At 69.2% G+C, this 20,097-nt stretch carries 17 protein-coding genes; 11 read left to right on the top strand and 6 right to left on the bottom strand.

The features are described 5' to 3' along the window. Positions 1-95: 95 nt before the first annotated feature. The 9 genes from IPM49_00565 (at position 96) to IPM49_00525 (ending at position 7,746) form a co-directional block, all read left to right on the top strand. Positions 96-590, top strand: coding sequence for a DUF4920 domain-containing protein (locus IPM49_00565; GenBank protein ID MBK9273017.1), 495 nt, complete (start codon positions 96-98; stop codon positions 588-590). A 7-nt stretch (positions 591-597) separates the two neighbouring features. Further along, positions 598-1,356 carry a phosphatase PAP2 family protein gene (locus IPM49_00560; protein ID MBK9273016.1) on the top strand — a complete coding sequence of 253 codons (759 nt, stop codon included), beginning with the start codon at positions 598-600 and terminating at the stop codon, positions 1,354-1,356. Positions 1,357-1,359: 3 nt separating this feature from the next. Further along, positions 1,360-2,298 (top strand): isoaspartyl peptidase/L-asparaginase, encoded by a 939-nt coding sequence (locus IPM49_00555; protein MBK9273015.1) that lies wholly within the window; start codon positions 1,360-1,362, stop codon positions 2,296-2,298. 417 nt (positions 2,299-2,715) lie between these two features. Further along, complete coding sequence (locus tag IPM49_00550) at positions 2,716-3,303, top strand: LemA family protein (protein MBK9273014.1); 588 nt, start codon at positions 2,716-2,718, stop codon at positions 3,301-3,303. A gap of 29 nt (positions 3,304-3,332) precedes the next feature. Next, entirely contained in the window at positions 3,333-3,767 is a 435-nt protein-coding gene (locus IPM49_00545) for a TPM domain-containing protein (protein MBK9273013.1), read from the top strand. Continuing rightward, complete coding sequence (locus IPM49_00540) at positions 3,764-4,567, top strand: TPM domain-containing protein (protein ID MBK9273012.1); 804 nt, start codon at positions 3,764-3,766, stop codon at positions 4,565-4,567. The genes IPM49_00545 and IPM49_00540 overlap by 4 nt, the downstream gene beginning before the upstream one ends. Positions 4,568-4,570: 3 nt before the next feature. Continuing rightward, on the top strand, positions 4,571-5,347 hold the full coding sequence (locus tag IPM49_00535; GenBank protein ID MBK9273011.1) for a TerB family tellurite resistance protein: 777 nt from the start codon (positions 4,571-4,573) through the stop codon (positions 5,345-5,347). Positions 5,348-5,409: 62 nt separating this feature from the next. Continuing rightward, positions 5,410-6,129, top strand: coding sequence for a hypothetical protein (locus IPM49_00530; GenBank protein MBK9273010.1), 720 nt, complete (start codon positions 5,410-5,412; stop codon positions 6,127-6,129). Between the two features lie 660 nt (positions 6,130-6,789). Next, positions 6,790-7,746 (top strand): PHB depolymerase family esterase, encoded by a 957-nt coding sequence (locus tag IPM49_00525; protein MBK9273009.1) that lies wholly within the window; start codon positions 6,790-6,792, stop codon positions 7,744-7,746. A 6-nt stretch (positions 7,747-7,752) separates the two neighbouring features. On the opposite strand, the gene IPM49_00520 is transcribed toward IPM49_00525, so the two are convergent. Genes IPM49_00520 through rimK form a run of 3 tightly spaced genes read right to left on the bottom strand, consistent with a single transcriptional unit; the run spans position 7,753 to position 10,581 of the window. Then, a complete protein-coding gene (locus IPM49_00520; protein MBK9273008.1) occupies positions 7,753-8,538 on the bottom strand; it encodes an SDR family NAD(P)-dependent oxidoreductase in 786 nt (261 codons plus the stop codon). Further along, positions 8,535-9,698 (bottom strand): NADH:flavin oxidoreductase, encoded by a 1,164-nt coding sequence (locus IPM49_00515; GenBank protein MBK9273007.1) that lies wholly within the window; start codon positions 9,696-9,698, stop codon positions 8,535-8,537. The genes IPM49_00520 and IPM49_00515 overlap by 4 nt, the downstream gene beginning before the upstream one ends. A 10-nt stretch (positions 9,699-9,708) precedes the next feature. After that, positions 9,709-10,581, bottom strand: coding sequence for a 30S ribosomal protein S6--L-glutamate ligase (gene rimK / locus IPM49_00510; GenBank protein MBK9273006.1), 873 nt, complete (start codon positions 10,579-10,581; stop codon positions 9,709-9,711). Between the two features lie 99 nt (positions 10,582-10,680). Here rimK and IPM49_00505 point away from each other — a divergent pair, with 99 nt between their 5' ends. Both IPM49_00505 and IPM49_00500 read left to right on the top strand, forming a co-directional pair. Beyond that, a complete protein-coding gene (locus IPM49_00505; protein ID MBK9273005.1) occupies positions 10,681-12,183 on the top strand; it encodes a glycosyltransferase family 39 protein in 1,503 nt (500 codons plus the stop codon). Positions 12,184-12,217: 34 nt separating this feature from the next. After that, on the top strand, positions 12,218-12,976 hold the full coding sequence (locus IPM49_00500) for a TerC family protein (GenBank protein ID MBK9273004.1): 759 nt from the start codon (positions 12,218-12,220) through the stop codon (positions 12,974-12,976). Here IPM49_00500 and IPM49_00495 read toward each other — a convergent pair. Genes IPM49_00495 through IPM49_00485 form a run of 3 tightly spaced genes read right to left on the bottom strand, consistent with a single transcriptional unit; the run spans position 12,964 to position 20,053 of the window. Continuing rightward, complete coding sequence (locus IPM49_00495; GenBank protein MBK9273003.1) at positions 12,964-15,051, bottom strand: hypothetical protein; 2,088 nt, start codon at positions 15,049-15,051, stop codon at positions 12,964-12,966. The genes IPM49_00500 and IPM49_00495 overlap by 13 nt on opposite strands. Before the next feature lie 56 nt (positions 15,052-15,107). Next, a complete protein-coding gene (locus IPM49_00490) occupies positions 15,108-17,171 on the bottom strand; it encodes an OmpA family protein (GenBank protein ID MBK9273002.1) in 2,064 nt (687 codons plus the stop codon). A gap of 44 nt (positions 17,172-17,215) precedes the next feature. Then, positions 17,216-20,053: an AsmA family protein gene (locus IPM49_00485; protein MBK9273001.1), complete on the bottom strand. Its 2,838-nt coding sequence runs from the start codon at positions 20,051-20,053 to the stop codon at positions 17,216-17,218. Between the last annotated feature and the right edge of the window lie 44 nt (positions 20,054-20,097).

Raw genomic sequence — 20,097 nt, 5'->3', positions numbered from 1 at the left:
ACCTGACGAGCGGCAGTGCGCCGCACCGGAAAAGAACCCCACCTTTGCATCCAACCCCAACGACAACGCCCGCGCCGGGCCTGCGGCGCACGACCATGAAGAACCTGCACACCCTGAGCTTCGCCGCCGCCCTCGTGCTGGGCACGGCCGTCCACGCCCAGACCCCCGCCCGCAACGCCTCCGGCGCCCCCGTGCCCATGGAGAGCTACGGCAAGGCCATCACCCCCGACGGCGCCATCAGCGCCTTCGACCTGATGGACCGCATGAAGAGCAGCGAGACCGTCACCGCCAAGGTGGCCGTGGAGGTGCTCACCAGCTGCGCCAAGAAAGGCTGCTGGATGGACGTGGCCCTGCCCAACGGCGAGGTGATGAAGGTGCGCTTCGTGGACTACGGCTTCTTCGTGCCCACCGAGGGCCTCACCGGCAAGCGCGCCATCATGCAGGGCGTGGCCAGCAAGGAGGTGATCGATGTGGCCACCCAGCGCCACTATGCCGAGGACGCCGGCAAGAGCAAGGAGGAGATCGAGAAGATCACCGAACCCAAGATCGCCTACACCTTCCTGGCGGACGGTGTGCTCATCGGTGACTGATCCGACCTTGAACGAACGGGTGCGGCCCGGGGCGATGCTCCGGGCCGTGCTGTTGGCGGCCGTGCTGGTCGCCACCCCGCCGGTCGCGCGCGCGCAGCGTGCGCACACCCTCGACCCCGGGCGCGAGGCCGCCTTCGTGGGCGCCGGCCTGCTGCTGAACGGCACCGCCCTGCTGCTGCCCGCCGATACCGCCGGCCTCTGGGCCCGGCACAGCGTGCGGGACCGCGCCACCCTGCCGGCCTTCGACCGGGGGGCCGCCTTCCGCTGGTCGCCCCCGGCCCACAACGCCAGCAACCTCCTCTTCGGCTCGGCGCTGGTGCTGAGCGTGGTGGGCCCCGTGCTGGCCTACGCCGATGACGGCCCCGGGGTGCCCGCCGCGATCGTGGGCGAGAGCTTCCTGCTCTCCGCCGGTCTCACCAGCGTGGTGAAGGCCGTTACCCACCGTCCGCGCCCGCTGGTGTTCAACCCCGACGCGCCGATGCACGAGCGGCGCGAGCGCGACGCCTTCCGCTCGTTCTGGAGCGGGCACGCGGCCAACACGGCGGCGCTCACCGTGAGCGCGGCCATGCTGGTGGACCGCGCCGACGTGGACCCCGCGATGCGCACCGCCACCTGGGCGGGCGCCGTGGCCGTGCCCGTGCTCATGGGCTGGCTGCGCGTGCGGGCCGGGAAGCATTTCCCCACGGACGTGTTGGCAGGTTGCCTGGCCGGGGCCGTCGTGGGTTGGGCCGTGCCCTACTTTCACCGCCCCGAGAACCAGCCCTGATCCATGTCCGCCGCCCCCCGCTTCGCGCTCGCCGTCCATGGCGGCGCCGGCACCATCGCCCGCTCCGAGATGAACCCCGCCCGTGAGAAGGCCTACCGCGACGGGCTGGAACAGGCCCTGCGCCTGGGCGCCGCCGTGCTGCGCGAGGGCGGCACCGCGCTGGACGCCGTGGAGGCCGCCGTGCGCGGCCTGGAGGACTGCCCGCACTTCAACGCCGGGCGCGGCGCCGTCTTCAATGCCGACGGCCAGCACGAGATGGACGCCTCGGTGATGCGCGGCGACACCCTGCAGGCCGGCGCCGTGGCCTCCGTGCAGAACGTGCGCAACCCCGTCACCCTCGCCCGCCGCGTGATGGAGAAGAGCCCCCACGTGCTCCTCAGCGGACTCGGCGCCTTCGAGTTCGCCCACAAGGAGAAGATCCTGCTGGAGGACGACCAGTACTTCTTCGACCAGTTCCGCTACGAGCAGTGGCAGCGCACCAAGGGCACCGACGCCTACCAGCTGGACCACAGCGACGGGGAGCACAAGTACGGCACCGTGGGCGCCGTGGCACTGGACGTGCACGGCCACCTGGCCGCGGCCACCAGCACCGGCGGCATGACCAACAAGCGCTGGATGCGCATCGGCGACAGCCCCCTCATCGGCGCGGGCACCTACGCCAACGACGCCACCTGCGCGGTGAGCTGCACGGGCCATGGCGAAAGCTTCATCCGCGCCGTGGCCGCGCACGACGTGCACGCCCTGATGGCCTACAGGGGCCTCTCCCTCGCCGAGGCCGTGCGCGTGGTGGTGCACGACAAGCTGCCGCCGCTGGACGGCGATGGCGGATTGGTCGCCGTGGACCGCGCCGGCCACGTGGTGCTCGACTTCAACTGCACCGGCATGTACCGCGGCCACCTCGCGCCCGATGGCACGCCGGTGACCGCCATCTTCAGGGACTAGCCCAAGTTGACGCTCGGGTGTTTCCCGAGTGTCAATCGTAGTTAGGGCCTCCCGGCCCGCTGGAGATCCGAGAGGCGGGCCGGAGGCCCTAGGATCATCTCGCACTCGGGTGGACCCGAGCGCGAGCATCCGTTCAGGATGATCTGGAGATCGTCCTTCCACGGCCCGCACCGCTCATCCGATGCCGCGTTGACGCTCGGGTGTTTCCCGAGCGTCGGTGTGGTCAGGGCCTCCCGGCCCGCCGGAGATCCGAGAGGCGGGCCGGAGGCCCTAGGATCATCTCGCACTCGGGTGGACCCGAGCGCGAGCATCCGTTCAGGGACTAGACCCGCTCATCCACGCGAGGGACCGGTCGCCCTTGGAGCGGGGACCGGTCGATGGCGCGGTGCCATCTTTGCCCCACACCCTGAACCGACCATGAAACGCCTTCCCCTTCTCATCGGCCTCGGCGCCATCGTCCTCATCGCCCTGTGGGCCATGGGCTTCTACAACGGCACCGTGGGCCTCAACGAGGACGTCACCAAGCAGTGGAGCAACGTGGAGAACGCGTACCAGCTGCGCGCCGACAAGACCAAGAACCTGGTGGAGATCGTGAAGGGAGCCGCCGACTTCGAGAAGGAGACCCTCACCCAGGTGGTGGAGGCCCGCGCCAAGGCCACCAGCACCACCATCGACCCCGGCAACCTCAGCCAGGAGCAGATCAACCAGTTCCAGCAGAGCCAGGACCAGTTCAGCAGTGCCCTCTCGCGGCTGATGGTGGTGGTGGAGCGCTACCCCGAGCTGAAGGCTGTGAAGGGCTTCCAGGATTTCCAGGCCCAGTACGAGGGCATGGAGAACCGCATCGGCGTGGAGCGCCGCAAGTACAACGACGTGGCCCGCAACTTCAACACGCGCATCAAGCGCTTCCCGGGCAACCTGCTGGCGGGGATGTTCGGCTTCGAGGCCAAGGGCTACTTCGAGGCCCAGGAAGGCACCGAGAACGCGCCCGACATCTCCTTCAAGTGAGCCACGCCGCACTGGTCGCCGACGACGAGCTGCTCGCCGAGCGCTTCCTCACCCCTGCGGAGCGCGAACGGGTGAAGGCCGCCATCGCCCAGGCCGAGCACGCCACCAGCGGCGAGTTGCGCGTGCACCTGGAGGACCGCTGCGAGGAGGATGTGCTGGACCATGCCGCCTTCATCTTCGATGAGCTGGGCATGCACCGCACCGCTGCGCGCAACGGCGTGCTCATCTACGTGAGCGTGGGCGACCACCGGCTGGCGGTGATCGGCGATGCCGGCATCAACGCCGTGGTGCCCCCGAACTTCTGGAACGACGTGCTGGGCGTGCTGCGCCTCCACTTCGCCGCGGGCCGCCACGCCGACGGCCTGTGCGAGGCCGCGCGTATGGTGGGCGAGAAGCTCAAGGCCCACTTCCCCCGCCGGTCCGACGACCGCAACGAACTGCCCGACGACATCAGCATCGGATGAGGTTCCGCGCACTACTCATCGTTCCGGCCCTGTGCGCGGCAGTGCTCCACCTCGGTGCGCAGGACGATCCCTGCCTGCCCAAGGCCCCCGACCGCGCGCCGCAGGACCGCCTCGTGTTCCAGCTGGCCCCCCTGCTCAACGAGAGCGAGCAGGAGCGGCTGGACCGCAAGCTCACGCGCTTCGCCCAGGAAACGAGCAACCGCATCCTGGTGCTGGTGGTGGACACGCTCTGCGGCTATCCGGAGAGCGACTACGCCTTCGCCATCGGCGAGGCGTGGGGCATCGGCGCCAAGGGCTTCGACAACGGCGTGGTGGTGCTCATCAAGCCCACCGGTCCGCCCGGGCAGCGCAAGGTCTTCATCGCCACCGGCTACGGGCTGGAGGGCGCCATCCCCGACCTCACCTGCAAGCGCATCGTGGACAACGAGCTGATCCCGCGGTTCAAGCAGGGCGAGTACTACGCCGGCCTGGACAAGGCCACCGACGTGCTGATGGGCCTGGCCAAGGGCGAGTTCGACCACACGAGCTACGACAGCCGCAAGGTGCCCTGGCCGGTGTTCGTGGTGCTCGCCTTGGTGATCCTGGTCATCGTGCTGAGCCTGCGCAGCGGCGTGAACCGCTATGCGCGCACCAACGATGTGGACTTCTGGACCGCGTTGTGGCTGATGAACCAGGCGGGCCGACGGCACAGCGGGCGCTGGGGTGGCTTCACCGGCGGCAGCGGCGGATGGGGCGGTGGCGGGTTCGGCGGCTTCGGTGGCGGCAGCTTCGGCGGCGGCGGGGCGGGCGGCAGCTGGTGAGCCATGAGCTACTCGAAATGGATCGCGGGCGGATTGGGCTGGGCCTTCGGAGGCCCGATCGGCGGCCTGGTGGGCTTCGCTGTGGGCGCCTTGGTGGACGGCATGCGGGGCGGCGAGCGCGATCCGGAGCCCGGTGCGGGACCCGGCCGGCAGCGGCCCCGGGTGGATGAACACCGCCAGCGGCCCGGCGCCACCACGCAGGGCGACCTGGCCCTGAGCCTTGTGGTGCTCACCGCCGCCCTCATGAAGGTGGACGGCCGCGTGACCCGCGCCGAGCTCGACCTGGCGCGCGCCTTCTTCCGCAAGCACTTCGGCGAACCCCAGGCGCAGCAGCTGCTGCTGGTGCTGCGCGAGGTGCTCAAGCAGCACATCGACCTGCACGGTGTGTGCGAGCAGGTGCGGCGCCACATGCCCCACGCCGCGCGGCTCCAGCTCATCCACTACCTGGTGGGGCTGGCGCATGCCGATGGCGCGGTGAGCCGCGCCGAGGTGGACCTCATCCGCCGCATCGGCCACCTGCTGAACGTGAGCGACAAGGACCTGGAGAGCATCAGCGCCATGTTCGGCCGCACCGACCTCGCGCAGGCCTACCGCATCCTGGAGGTGGACCCCGCGGCCGACGACGACGAGGTGAAGAAGGCCTACCGCCGCATGGCCATGAAGCACCACCCCGACAAGGTGGGCACCATGGGCGAGGAGGTGCAGCGCGCCGCCGCCGAGAAGTTCAAGAAGGTGCAGGAGGCCTGGGAACGGGTGCGCAGCGCGCGCGGGATCGCCTGAGGCGGTGGACCGCTCCGGACGATCGGTCTATCTTCGGCATCGATCTTGTCTCCCCCGCACCCATGAAGCACCTGATCGCAGCCGCCCTGATCCTGGCGGGCACCTTCGGCGCCAACGCCCAGAAACACGTGTACGAGGACCTGCTGGTGCTCTACGTGGACGAGAACTACGAGAAGTGCCTCGGCAAGGCGGAAGGCTACACCCTGAACGACAACACCAAGAAGGACCCCCTGCCCTACCTGTACATGAGCATGTGCCTGTACGAGATGAGCAAGATCGAAAAGTACCAGGCCGACTACCCCAAGGCCGCCCGCGATGCCGTGAAGTGGGCCGAGAAGTACCGCAAGAAGGACAAGAACAAGGAGTTCTTCAGCAACTACGAGGACTACTGGGCCGACCTGAACAAGATGAGCATGGAGCAGGGGGAGAACTTCTATGAGGAGGGCAGCTACAGCAAGGCCAAGAGCCTGTTCGACGGCATGGTGGGCTACTATCCGGAGAACCCCGGCGCCTGGATCATGCTCGCCCTGAGCCAGTACAAGAGCAACCTCGTCAAGGAGGGCGACCTCAGCATGAAGGAGTACGCCAAGGCCGCGCTGAACGCCGACACCGGTTCGCTGCCCGAGGACCAGAAGAAGCTGCTGAAGAACGCGCTGATCCGCTACTCGGAGCACCTCAACACCAAGGGCATGCGCGACAGCGCCCGCAGCACCATCGCCCTCGGCAAGGAGCACTTCATGGAAGACCCCGACTTCAAGCTCCAGTACGAGGAGCTGAACTGAACGGGCGTTCGCTTCCTCTCCCCACCCCACGCGTCATCGCGGCCCGGCTCTGCGGGCGAAGCGATCTCCCTTCCCCACGTCGTCATCGCGAGCCTGGCTTTGCAGGCGAAGCGATCTCCCTTCCCCACGCCGTCATCGCGAGCCCGGCTCTGCGGGCGAAGCGATCTCCCTTCCCCACGTCGTCATCGCGAGCCTGGCTTTGCGGGCGAAGCGATCTCCCCGGAAGGGATCGGATCATTGACCAGGGAGATCGCCACGCCGGCCCTCCGGGGCCGGCTCGCGATGACGGTTAGGAGGGCTCCGCGCTCTTCCGAACACGTCATCGCGAGCCCGGCTTTGCGGGCGAAGCGATCTCCCCGGAAGGGATCGGATCACTATAAAGGGAGATCGCCACACCGGCCCTCCGGGGCCGGCTCGCGATGACGGTTAGGAGGGCTCCGCGCTCTTCCCAGCACGTCATCGCGAGCCTGGCGTTGCGGGCGAAGCGATCTCCCCGGAAGGGATCGGATCACTGACCAGGGAGATCGCCGCGCATCCCTCCGGGCTGCTCGCGATGACGGTCGGGTCACATGAGCACATGGTCACATGAGCACATGGTCACGACCTACCCGCCTCAGCGGGATGCCCACATGGTCCCCCCTCCCGCCGTAGCTTGGCGCCATGCGCCTGAGCCTCCTGGTCGTCCTGCTTCCACTGGTGCAGCTTGCCCACGCGGGCAGCGGCCTGCAGGAGGTGAAGGACTTCGGTCCGGACCCGGGCAACCTGCGCATGTTCGTGCACGGCACGGCGGGCACGGCCACCGACCGGCGGCCGCTGGTGGTGGTGCTGCACGGCTGCACGCAACGGGCGAAGCGCATCGCCGCCCTCAGCGGGTGGAACGACCTGGCCGACCGTGCCGGCTGCCTGGTGCTCTACGTGCAACAACGACCCATCAACAACAGCCTGCGCTGCTTCAACTGGTTCCGGCCGGACGACATCCTGCCCGAACAGGGCGAGGTGGGCTCGGTGACCAGCATGGTGCGCCATGCGGTGGAGCACCTGGGCGCGGACCCCACGCGCGTGCACCTCTACGGCGTGAGCAGCGGCGGTGCGCTGGCCGCGGCCCTCATGGCCTGCGCGCCTGACCTCTTCACCCACGTGGCCATCTTCGCCGGAGCCCCCTACCGCGCCGCGAACAGCACCCTGGACGCGCGGCTGGTGATCCGCGATCCGCGCATCCTGCCCCCCGCCACCTGGGCCGAGCAGGTCACCGCCCTGCACCCCGGCCGCCAAGCCCCCTACCCGCCCCTGCTGGTGCTGCACGGCACCCAGGACAAGGTGGTGGACTTCGGCCACGGCCTGGCGCTGGTGGCGCAGTGGACCGCCGTGGCGGGCACGGACTCGGTGCCGGACGCGGTGGACCCGGCCTTCCGCGGGCTGCCGGCCGTGGAGCAGCGCATCTACAAGTCCGGCGACCGCACGGTGGTGACGCTTTACCGCTTCGAGGGCCTGGGGCACCAGTTGCCCATCGACCCCGGCGACCGGCCGGACCAGGGCGGACGGCGCAGCTGGGTGAGCCGGGACGTGGACCTGCACAGCACCTGGCTGGTGGCGCAGACCTTCGGGCTGGTGCCGTAGGTGGGATCAGCGCCGGTGGCGCCACACGCGATAGGCCAGTGCGATGAGGCCGTGCGGCACCAGTGGCAGCAGTCCCCAGATCACGCGGTCCAAGAGGCCGGGCACCACCTGCGCGCGGTCGCGGCGCCAGGCACGCACCGCATCCCGCGCCACGCGCTCCGGCGAGCGCATCACCCCGAGCCGCCGCGCCAGCCGCCGGTCCACCCCGTGCTCCGCATAGAGCGCCGTGTCCGTGGCGCCGGGCAGCACCACGGTGACGCGCACGCCGTGCGGTCGAAGCTCGTGGCGCAGCGCCCGCCCGAACTGCCGCAGGAAGCCCTTGGACGGGCCGTACAGTGCGATCACGGGATAGGGCATGCGGGCGGAGATGGACGATACGATGAGGATGCCCCCGGCCCCGCGGGCCGCGAAGCGGGCACCGAAGCGGTGGCACAGCTCCACCACCGTGGTGGTGTGCAGCTGCATGAGGCCGGCCACGCGCGCGGCGGGTTGTTCCAGAAAGGGGCCGGCGAGCAGCACCCCGGCGTTGTTCACCAGCAGCCCCACGGGCAGCCCGGCCGCATCGCAGGCCGCCACCAGGGCGTCCGCCGCACCGGGCACGGCCAGGTCCTGCACCACGGGATGCACCGGCACCGCATGCGCCCGCCGCAGCTCCGCGGCGGCCTGCTCCAGCTCGGCCGCGCGCTCGCTCACCACCACCAGCGGATGGCCCAGGCGGGCCAGCTCGTGCGCCAGCCGGAGGCCGATGCCGCTGGAGGCACCGGTGACGAGGGCCGCCGGCAGGGTGCTCATCGGTGCGGATGGCGGATGCAGACCACCGGCCCGTTGTACATCACGGCCACGCAGTGGTTGCAGGTGTCGCAGGCCGATCGCACCGGGCCGTGAAGCCGCTGCACGAAGCCGGGGTCCTCCAGCAGCGCGCGGGCGAAGGCCACCAGCTCGAAGCCCTCGGCGAGCACCTGGGCCACGCCCTGTGCGCTGCGCAGCCCGCCCACGTACACCAGCGGCAGGCGCAGGGCCCGCCGGAAGGCGCGGGCCTGGTCCAGGAAGTAGTTCTCGGTGAAGGGCACCGGCGGGATGAGGTGGCCGGCGAAGGCCCGGGCGAAGAGCCGCATCAGCGGATGGCGCATGCCGGCCGCCAGGGTGCGCACGGGCATGGCCCCACGCAGGATGGCCATGGGCGCGCGGCTCACGAAGCCGCCGCTGAGGACCAGCGCATCGGCGCCGGCGGCCTCCAGCCGGCGGGCCACCTGGAGCGCGTCGGCCTGCTCCATGCCACCGCGGAAGCCGTCGCTCATGTTCACCTTCACCAGCACGGCCAGGCGGCCGCGTGCGGCGTGCAGCACGGCGTCCAGCACCTCGTCCATGAAGCGCATGCGGCCGACCAGGTCGCCGCCGTACGCATCGCGGCGCCGGTTGGTCCAGGGCGAGAGGAACTGCCCGATGAGGTAGCCGTGCCCGGCGTGCAGCTCGATGGCATCGAAGCCCGCCTCCGCGGCCAGGCGCACGCTATCCGCGAAGGCGCGCACGGTGGCGGCGATGTCGGCGCTGCGCATGGCGCGCGGCCAGCTGGGTCCGTACAGGTTGGGGCGCGCGCCGGGCGCCAGGGGGCGTGCGCCGGCCAGGGCGTGCGAGGCCATGTCGCCCGCGTGGCCCAGCTGGATGGAGCAGGCGGCCCCTTCGGCGTGCACCGCATCGGTGAGGCGGCGCAGGCCCGGCACGGCCTGGGGCCGCAGCCACAGCTGGTGCGCGAAGGACAGGCCGCTGCGCTGCACCGCCGCGTATGCCACCGTGGTCATGCCCACGCCCCCCGCGGCGTAGGCCCGGTGGTGGGCGATGAGCGCGTCGGACACCAGGTGCCCGGGGCACAGGCCCTCGAACGCGGCGGCGCGCAGGCTGCGGTTGCGCAGGGTCAATGGGCCGAGCCGGAAGGGAGTGAACAGCGCCTCCATGGCGGCTGCGCTACACGTGCCGCTCGATGAACTTCACGATCTCGCCGGCGATGTCCTTGCCGGTGGCGCCCTCGATGCCTTCCAGGCCGGGCGAGCTGTTCACCTCGATCACCAGCGGGCCGCGGTCGCTCTGCAGCATGTCCACCCCCGCCACATGCAGGCCCAGTGCCTTGGCGGCCTTGATGGCGGTGACCTCCTCCTCGTGCGTGAGCTCGATGAGCTGCGCGGTGCCGCCGCGGTGCAGGTTGCTGCGGAACTCGCCCTCCTTGCCCGTGCGCTTCATGGCACCCACCACGCGGCCGTCCACCACGAAGGCCCGGATGTCGATGCCCCGGCTCTCCTTGATGAACTCCTGCACGATGACGCGCGCCTTGAGGCTGTTGAAGGCCTCGCACACGGCGATGGCGGCCTTCTTCGTGTCGGCCAGCACCACGCCCAGGCCCTGCGTGCCCTCCAGCAGCTTGATGATGCACGGCGCACCCCCCACGCTGTCCACGATGCTGCCCACGTCCTTGCTGTAGTTGGTGAACACCGTCTTGGGGATGCCCACCCCGCTGCGGGTGAGGATCTGCATGCTGCGCAGCTTGTCGCGGCTCCGCACCAGCGCCTGGCTCTCGGTGGTGGTGAACACCTTCATCATCTCGAACTGCCGCACCACCGCCGTCCCGTAGAAGGTGACGCTGGCGCCGATGCGGGGGATGATGGCGTCCACATCGGTGAGGGGCTGGCCGGCGTAGATCACCTGAGGATTGCGCCGCTCGATGAGGATGTCGCACTTCACGTGGTTCACCACGCGCGCGGTGTGGCCGCGCTTTTCGCAGGCCTCGACCAGCCGGCGGGTGGAATAGAGCTTGCTGTCGCGCGAGAGGATCACGATGTTCATGGCCGGGCGAGGGTGCCCAAAGCTAGAGGGGGGCCTGTGGTCCCACCATGAAGCCCGCATGAAAAAAGTGCGGTGCGGTCGGGCGTACCTTGGCGCCCGATGGACCTGGCGACCCTGCGGCGCGATCCGCTCACGGCCCTCACGCTCATCGCCCTGGTGCCCCGCCTGCTGGCCGCCCTCTTCAGCGCCGGCTACTTCGCCCACGACGACCACTTCCTGGTGATCGAGCCCGCCCAGAGTTGGGTGGACGCGGCCGACTACAACACCTGGCTGCCCTGGAACCAGGGCAGCGACGCCACCCCCAGCGGCCACAGCTTCGTGTACGTGGGCCTGCACTACCTGCTCTTCCGGCTGCTGGCCGCCCTGGGCGCCACCGACCCCGAGGTGAACATGGTGCTGGTGCGCCTCCTGCACGCCCTGTGGAGCCTGGTGGTGGTGCGCGCCGGCTACCGGATCGCCCGCCGCCTCGGCGGTGACCAGGTGGCCTGGAACGCGGGGCTGCTGCTCGCGCTCTTCTACTTCATGCCCTTCCTGGCCGTGCGGAACCTGGTGGAGGTGGTCTGCATCCCCTTCCTGATGCTGGCCGCCTGGCAGCTGGTGAAGGACGAACGGCCCGCCCCCCGCGCCGTGCTGCTCGCCGGCGTGTGGATCGGCCTGGCCATCAACATCCGCTTCCAGACCATCTTCTTCGCCGCCGGGCCCGGCCTGGTGCTGCTGGCGATGCGCCGCTGGGCCGATGTGCTGCGCTACGGCGCGGGCGTGCTGCTGCCCCTGGTGCTGCTGCAGGGCGGCATCGACCTCTTCATCTGGGGCCGCCCCTTCGCCGAGATGACCGAGTACGTGCGCTACAACCTGGCCAACACCACCACCTACTTCGATCAGCCGTGGTACAACTACCTGCTGCTGCTGGCGGGCATCTTCATCCCCCCCCTCAGCCTGGCGGTGGTGTTCGGTCTCTTCCGCCGGGCGCGGCCCTGGCTCCTCTGGCTACCGGTGATGCTCTTCCTGGCCATCCACTCGTGGTTCCCCAACAAGCAGGAGCGCTTCCTGCTGCCCATCGTGCCGCTGGCCTTCGTGCTGGGCTTCACCGCCTGGGAGGCCTTCCGCGCGGGCTCGGCCTGGTGGCAGGCGCGGCCCGGCCTGTGGCGCGGCGCGATGCGCTTCACCTGGGGCCTCAACCTGGTGCTGCTGGCGGTGATCACCTTCACGTACAGCAAGCGCAGCCGCGTGGAGGCCATGCTGGCCCTGCGCCAGGGTCCGCCGGTGCACGGGCTGGTGGTGGATGACACCGTGGAGCACGAGCCCCCCTGGATGCCCATGTACTACCTGGGCCAGTGGCAGGCCAGCCAGCTGCCCTACGCCGACCCCGCCGAGGACCTGGCCGGCCTCATCGCCCGCCTGCCCGCCGACCAGCGGCCCGATGCGGTGCTCTTCATCGGGCAGGAGGACCTGGACGCCCGCAAGGCCCGCATGACCGCCCTGCTGGGACCGCTGCAGGGCGTGGCCGTGGCCGAGCCCGGGCTGGTGGACCGCGTGGTGCACTGGCTGAACCCCGTGAACCGCAACGAGACCATCACGGTGATGCGCACCGCGCCGCAGTGAGGCGCCGGATAACTTCGCCCCCGCTTTCCCCCCAATGATCGACCTTTCGCAGCTCGACCCCTCGGTCTTCCTCACCGCGCACGGCTGGATCGCCCTCGTCTGGCTCACGGTGATGGAGATCGTGCTGGGCATCGACAACATCATCATCATCTCGATCCTCAGCGGCGAGCTGCCCACCAAGGAGCAGCAGCGCAAGGCGCGGCGCATCGGCCTGGCCCTGGCGATGATCACCCGCGTGCTGCTGCTGCTCAGCCTCAGCTGGGTGATGAGCCTCAAGGACCCGCTCTTTGCGGTGATGGACCACAGCGTGAGCGGGCGCGACCTGGTGCTGATCCTCGGCGGCCTCTTCCTGATCTACAAGGCCACCGTGGAGATCCACGCCAAGGTGGAGCACAAGCGCGAGAAGGAGAGCGCCACCCGCAAGGCCGCCCGCATGGCCGGCATCATCGCCCAGATCGTGCTCATCGACATCGTGTTCTCGCTGGACAGCGTGATCACCGCCGTGGGCATGAGCAACGAGATCCTCATCATGGTGCTCGCCGTCATCGCCGCCGTGTTCATCATGCTCGTGGCCAGCGACGCCATCAGCGCCTTCGTGAACAAGCACGGCACGGTGAAGGTGCTGGCGCTGGCCTTTCTGGTGATGATCGGCGTGGCCCTGCTGATGGAGGGCACGGGCAGCCACATCAACAAGGCGTACATCTACTTCGCCATGGCCTTCAGCATCCTGGTGGAGGGCCTCAACCTGCGCATGCGGCGCAACGAGGAGAAGCTGCGCGATCAGGGCAGCTGAGCGCTGCGCACCGCGGTGGGCGTGGTGCCTCCCACCGCCTGCAGCACCACGTCGCGGTCGTTGGCCCCGCCGCTGTACTTCACCAGCCCGTCCAGGTTGAGGTCCTCCGGATGGTAGCCCGCCGCCGTGGCCGTCGGCACCGTGCCGCCGATGCGGGTGAGGATGGGGTCCCGGTCGTTGCCGCCGCCCGTGTACTTGATCTGCCCGTTGCGCGTGGCGTCACCGGCCGGCATCAGCCGCACGCCGTTCACGTTCACCGTGGCGGCCGCGCCCCCGGACAAGGGCACCGAGCCGTCGGTGAGGTCGCGCAGCACCGCCGTGGTGCCCACCGGCTGCGGGTTCTGCGTCATGATGCCGAGGTGGTTCCGGTGGCGCACCGCGATGTGGTAGTCGTCCACCGGCAGCTGGAAGCCGAGGTCCGAGCTGCCGTCGGCCGCCACGATGCTGCCGTTGCGCAGCAGCAGCGCGCTGCGGCTGGCCAGCACCTGCGCCGCATTGTTCTTGTTGCGCAGCTCCACCACCACCCAGTCCACCACGGAGGCGGCGCCGCTGAGGTTGAGCACGGCCTGCGTGGTGCTTTCGCCCCCGCCGCCCGCCACGTGGGCATAGCCCAGCGCCGTGTAGGGCTCGGTGAGGGGCACCAGGCCGCTGGCGCGCAGCGTGCCGTTCATGGTCAGCGCCACGCTGTTGTACGGGCCCTGCAGGAAGGCCTTGAGCCGCACGCGCAGTGTGGGCTGCGGCGTGTTCTGCGGATCGAAGCCGTTGAGGGTCACCGTGCTGTTGGCGGGGTCCAGCCAGTCGCGCAGGCGCGTGGCGGCCGAGGCCCCGTCCCAGCTCTCGCTGAACTTGGCCGCTCCGGCCCAGTTCTGCTGCGGGTCGCTGCAGCTGTACGCACCCTCGGTCATGTGCCCCACGATGCGCTTGTTCTGGTCGAAGAGCGGCGCACCGCTGCTCACCGCCTGGCTGACGCCCACGTCCCATTCGCTCCGCCACATCTTGATCCCGTTGGCGTCCTGGTAGCCCACCGCCGGGTCGTCGTCACGGCTGAACTTCTTCACATCGTAGTTGGGGTGGTGGATCATAGCGCTGGACTGCGGCACGGCCCCACTGCGGTCCCAGCCCGCATAGAACACCCCGTAGTTGGCAGGCGGCGCGTTCAGCAGCTCCAGCAGCGCGAAGTCATCGTAGAAGTAGGCGGAGCGCAGCACCCCGCCGGTCACCGTCTGGCCGGTGTTGCCCACCGTGCCCACGCAGCCGGGCGCCTGGTAATTGAAGTAGAACACCCACTGGCCGATGGTGGCGGGCACCAGGCAATGGTTGGCGAAGTAGAAGTAGGGCTGGCCCTGTTGCGCGGTGCTGTTGATCAGGGAACCGCTGCAGCCGTTGCCGTCGGGGCGCAGGAACATGGCCACCGAGCGGATCTGTTGTTCCCACCCGGCACTCTCCGGGCAGGCCACGTTCACATTGCACGGTGCGCTCTGGAAGCCGGGGTCGTAGTCGCGCAGCAGGCCCTGCTCGCCGAAGTGGAAGATGTCGCGGTGGCCGTGCGTGATGCTGCCCACCTGCAGCAGGGAGGTCGCCCGGGACCCCGCGGGCTCCACCAGCTCGATCACCAGGGCATCCCCCGGCAGCACGGCGGTGGCCAGCGTGCCGTCCGGCAGTTCGTTCTGCTCGGTGAAGCCGCCCAGGTAGCGCTGGCGGTCCCGGTCGTAGAGGTAGACCCGCGCCTCGGGCGCCAGGTCGAACAGGCTGAACTGCACGCTGAGCATCACCGCGCCGGGGCTCTCGATCAGCAGCCGGCACACGCGCCGGTCGTCCGTGGTGTTGACCCACTGCCCCTGCGCGGGCACGTCCACGGTCAGCATGCGCTGCACCCCGTAGCGGAACCCGACGGCGGGGCTGTCCACCTCCTGCTGGGCGAGCAGGGCCCGGTCCAGGGCCGGCAGCGCCACCGAGGGGATGCCCGCGGCAGGGCCGGAGGGGCTCCCCCAACCGATGGGCGCCCCCCCGTGGGGCACCTGGGCGTGTGCGTGGAACGCAAGCAGGACAAGGGTCGCTCCGAAGGGTCCGCGCATGTCAAGAAAAGTTATCAACAAAGGTATTCCGTTGTTGATAAGTTCCAACCCCGGCCTCAGCGGCCCACGATGACGAAGGCGGTGCGGCGGTTGCGGGCGCGTCCGGCCTCGGTGTCGTTGGAGGCCACGGGCTTGCCCGCGCCGTAGCCCTTGAAGGCGAGCCGGCGGGCGGCGATGCCGTGGGCCTGCAGGTAGCCCATCACGGTGAAGGCGCGGTCGTTGCTCAGGGCCAGGTTGTCGGCGTCGCTGCCCACGTTGTCCGTGTGGCCCTCGATGCGGATGCTCACCGTGGGGTTGTCCTTCAGGAAGCGGATCAGCTGGTCCAGGATGTGCTCGCTGGCCTTGGTGATCTCCGCTGAGTTGGTGGCGTAGGTGATGTCGTTCACCGTGTAGCTGCGGCCCACTTCGATGCGCTGCACGGTCATGTCCACCTCGGCGGTGACCCCGCGCACGGTGTCCGCCAGGCTGAAGGCCCGCGAGTCGAACACGTGGTCCTTCTTGGTGACGGTCATGATGACATCGGCGCCATTGCGGAGGTTGACCACGGTGGCGTAGCGCCCGTCCGTGGGGTCCACCTGCAGCACCTCGGTGCGGCGCGTGTCCATGTAGGTGATCTCCACCTTGGCGTCGGACACCACCTCGCCGTTCTCGTCGCGCACCTCGCCCTTCACGATCAGGATGTCCTCCGGGCGGGCGTCGTTCGGCAGGGCGAAGCCGTAGATGTCCAGCCCGCCCACCCCGCGGAAGCGGCTGCTGGCGAAGAGGGCCGTGCTTCCATCGGCGCTCACGATCAGCCCGTGGTCGTCCTGTTCGGTGTTGATGGGGTGGCCGATGTTGCGCGGCGTGTCCCAGCTGCCGTCGTCCTTCATGCGGCTGAAGAAGATGTCGTAGCCGCCGATGCCGCGGTGGCCCCGCCCCTCCTGCACCTCGCCGTTCTCGTCCTGCGGCGGCCGGGCGGCGAAGTAGAGCGTGCGGCTGTCGCTGTGCAGGAAGGGGGCCTTCTCATCACCCGCGGTGTTGATCGGCCCGGGCACCGGCTGCGCCTTGCTCCACACGCCCTGGTCGTCGCGCGTGCTGAAGTAGATGTCGGTGCCCTTGCTGTCCGCCCGCACCGTGGCGAAGAAGAGCGTGCGGCCGTCGGCGCTCAACGTGGGCTGGCTCTCCCAACCGTCCGGCGTGTTCACCGCGGGGCCCAGGTCCTCCAGCCCGGTCCACTCCCACTTCTGCTGCCCGCTGCCGAAGTCCATGTGGGTGTTGTAGTGCGAGCGGAAGATGTCGCAGTTGCGGTAGCCCTTCGCATCGGGCGCGCCGCACACGGTGACGAACATCTCGCGGTTGTTCACGCTGATGGTGACCCCGCCGTAGCTGTCGCCGAGGTTGAAGGGATCGGGCAGCGCCCGGCCTTTGTCATGGTCCTTCGCCCCCGCCGGCCGGCGGCTCTCGGTGAGCTCCTCCACATCCTTGGCCACCAGGTCGCCCTTCGCCTGGTACTTGCTCTTGCGGGTGAAGAAGAGCAGCTCGTTGTCCGGGCTCAGCATCGGCAGGTACTCGTCGGCACCGGTGCACACGTTGGGCAGGGGCTTGGGGTCCAGCGGCGCGGTGTTGCGGTAGAAGTCCATGTGGAACTGGAGCTCGGGCATGAGCTCCTCCACGTCGGCGGTCTTCTTGTCCACATCCTTGCTGAACTTGGCCTGGTCCTCGGTGGGGAACTTCAGGAAGGCCTGGAAGGCTTTGGCCGCCTCGGCAACCTCGCCCTTCGCGTAGTGGGCCGCACCGAGGTAGTAGTGGACGTCGCTGTGGTAGTTGGGGCAGCGGGCCTCCAGCCGCTCGAAGTAGCCGATGGAGGGCTTCAGGTCGGCGCCCCCCTCCCGTGCCCGTTTGTAGGCGGAGACCCCGAGCTGGAAGAGGCATTCCGCGCAGTCGGGGTCCACCTCCTGCGTCTCCTTGAGCTTCTGGTGCCGCGTGGCGCCGTCCTTCGCCTTGGCCGCCTCGTCCAGCAGCTTCAGCACCTTCTTGTCCGTGGGCGGTCCGCAGGGATCGGCCTCCCCGTCCTGGGCCATCACGCTCACGCCGGCCAGCAGGCCCAGGGCCAGCAGCAGGGTCCTCGTCACGTCGTTCATGCCGGTTGTCATCACGGGGCCAGCACAAGGGCCATGCCCGTCCGCTACTTGATGGTGGTGTTGGTCTGTTCGGCCCTGGCGATGATGGCATCGCCCTGCTTTCGCGCCTCGGCCACGATGCCGTCCGCCCTCTTGTCCGCTTCGGCGATGGCCTTCTGTTCCTGCTTGTCGGCCTCCTTCTTGGCGGCATCGGCCACGGCCTTGGCGGCCATCTTCGCCAGCGGGTTGGTCACCTTGGCCAGTTCGTCGTCGGCGGCCTTGTAGGCCTGCGCCTTCAGGTTGGCGGCCTCCTTGCGGGCGGTGGCCTTCAGGTTGTCCGCCTGCTTCTGCGCCTCGGCCAGCAGCTTGGCGGCCTCCTCACGGGCCCGCGCGATGGCCTCCTCCTTGGCCTTGTCGATCTGCTGGTTCAGCTCCTCCTTCACCTCGGTGACCACGGTCTGCGTGAGGTTGCTGCCTCCACCGGCGAACACGGGTTTGATGACGGGCTTGTCGATGGTGCCGGTGATCTTGGCGGTGACGTCGATCTCCGCCGGCATCTGGAAGCCGCTGCCCAGCAGCTGGTTCGCCTGGCCCAGCCAGCCGGCCACCAGCTGGTTGGCCTGCGCACCGAACATGTCGGTGGGCACCTTGGCCTTCAGGTCGTAGTCGATGGCCTGGTCGGCGAAGGCCGTGCTGCCGCCCACGTTGGCCTTGATCCGGTCGATCTTCACGTCGAAGGGCTTGGTGATCATCTTCCCGTCCCGGAACTCGTAGCTGAAGTCCACGCTCGGCAGCGTGGTGTTCTCGATGCCCTTCACCTTGAAGGCCTTCGCCAGGTCCACCAGGGGCTGGAAGCCGTCCACCCGCACGTTGCGCGTGCTGAGCGTGCCCTGCCCGGTGAGGCTCTCCAGCACCGGGCTCATGGCCGCGTCCAGCTCCGTGCGCATGCTGAGCGTGGTGCTGTACTTCCCCTTGCAGGTCTTGGCGATGGGCGCCATCTTCTGCACGGTCTCCACGTACTGCACGGTCTTCTCGATGTCCATGTCGCGGATGTCGTAGCGCAGCTCGGCCACCGGCGTGCCCTTCTCGGGGGTGGCGTAGGAGCCGTCCAGCCCCACGCGGCCCTCGAAGAGGCCGAACACCAGCTTGTTCAGGTCCACCCGGCGGTCGTGGATGTGCACGCCGCCTTTGAGCCCGGTGAGGGTGAGGTCGTCGTACAGCACCTCGCCGGCCTCGGCGGTGAGGCGGAAGTTGATGTTGGCGGGCACCTCGATCACGGTCATCGCGGCGGTGTCGGCGGGTGCGGCCTCCGCGGCCGCGGGCTCCTCGGGGCCCATCAGCTCGTTGAGGTCGAAGCGGCGGCTGGCCACGTCGAAGGTGCCGGTGAGCGTGCTGTCCTTCAGCCACCACAGCAGGTAGCTGTCGAAGCGGCCCTCGGCGCGCACGTCGCTGCCGCCGAGCGTGCCGTCGAAGCCGTTCAGCGCCAGGTAGCGCGGGCTCAGCGCCAGGTCCAAGGTGGTGATGCCCACCGGCCAGGGGAGCGAGTCGCTGCGGTAGGTCATGCCGCTCAGCAGCACCCGGCCTTCGGCGGTGAACTTCTCGAAGCGTTGCGCCTCGATGTCGCTCACGGCCCCCTTCACGGTCACGTCCACATCGAGCTTGCCGTTGAGCTCATCGCCCTTCTCCAGCGGCACCACGCGCTTCAAGCTGGCCAGGTCGAGCTTGGCCTGCGCGGCAAGGTCCACGCGCGGGTCGCTCATCGGCCGCTCCAGATGGAGCCGGGCGCTCACCGGGTTGGTGGCCACCAGCATGGCGAAGGTGGGCACGTCGATCACCATGCCGTCCAGGTCCTTGCCCTGCGGGCTCACGATGGAGGCCTTCACCTGGATGCGCTCCACGCTCTCGGGCAGGTCGGGGTACTTGAAGCGCCCGTTCTCCACGGCGATGTCCAGGCCGAAGCCGGGCATGGTGGTGTCGTTGTAGGTGCCCTTGACGTAGCCGCCGAAGGCCGCCTTGCCGCTCATGTCCACACCCTCCAGGTCCTTGGCGAAGGCGGCGGGCACCATGGAGAGCAGCGCGCCCAGCTCGTTCTTCTTCAGCGCCCAGGTGATGTCCATGTCGATGTCGTCCGCCGGCATCGCAAGCCAGCCATCGAAGCCCAGGGTGAGGCAGTTGATCACGGCCTCGTTCTCCTTGAATGTGAACTTCATGCCGGCCATGTCCATGTCCAGGTCGGCGGTGATGTCGGCCAGGGCGCGCTGCAGGTAGCGCACGCCATCGAAGAGCACGTCCACGGTGTCCACGTGCGTGGTGGTGCTCAGGGTGAAGAGGTCCTGGGTGAAGTCGCCGGTGCCCTTGTGGTCCAGGCCCAGCAGGTCCATGCGGAAGGCCAGGGTGCTGTCGTCGTACACCACGCGGCCGTCCTCGATCCAGTATTCACGCAGGCCGATGGAGAAGCCGCCGCCCGTGTCGGCCGGGGCTTCCACCGCGCTGCTGTCCGGCAGGGTGATGTCCCAGTTCGCCCGCCCGTCCGCACGCACCACGGCATGGATCCGCGGGCGCACCAGGCCGATGCGCTTGATGTCGACCTTGTCGCCGAACACGCTCTTGATGTCCACCGTGGCGGTGAGCGATCCGATGTCGGCCAGGCAGACGCCCTCGAAGGGGGCCTTGTTGCAGAGCTTCACATCGGCCACCTCCACGGTGAGGTCGGGGAAGCTGCGCAGCAGGGTGATGTCCCACGCGCCCCACTCCACGGTCGCGTTCAGCTGGGCGTTCACCTGCTCCTTCACCATCCCTTCGATGCGGTCCTTGAAGAGGATGGGGATGAGGATGACGGCGGCGAGGAGGAGCACCACCAGGGCGACGACCGCGATGATGAGCCACTTGATGATCTTGCGCATGGTGCGTGGGTGTTCGGTGTGGACAGAGGGGCCTGTTCAGCGTT

It is taken from the genome of Flavobacteriales bacterium (assembly GCA_016715895.1).
In the GTDB taxonomy this organism is placed as follows: domain Bacteria; phylum Bacteroidota; class Bacteroidia; order Flavobacteriales_F; family PHOS-HE28; genus PHOS-HE28.
This window is presented reverse-complemented; position numbering and strand designations above follow the sequence as displayed.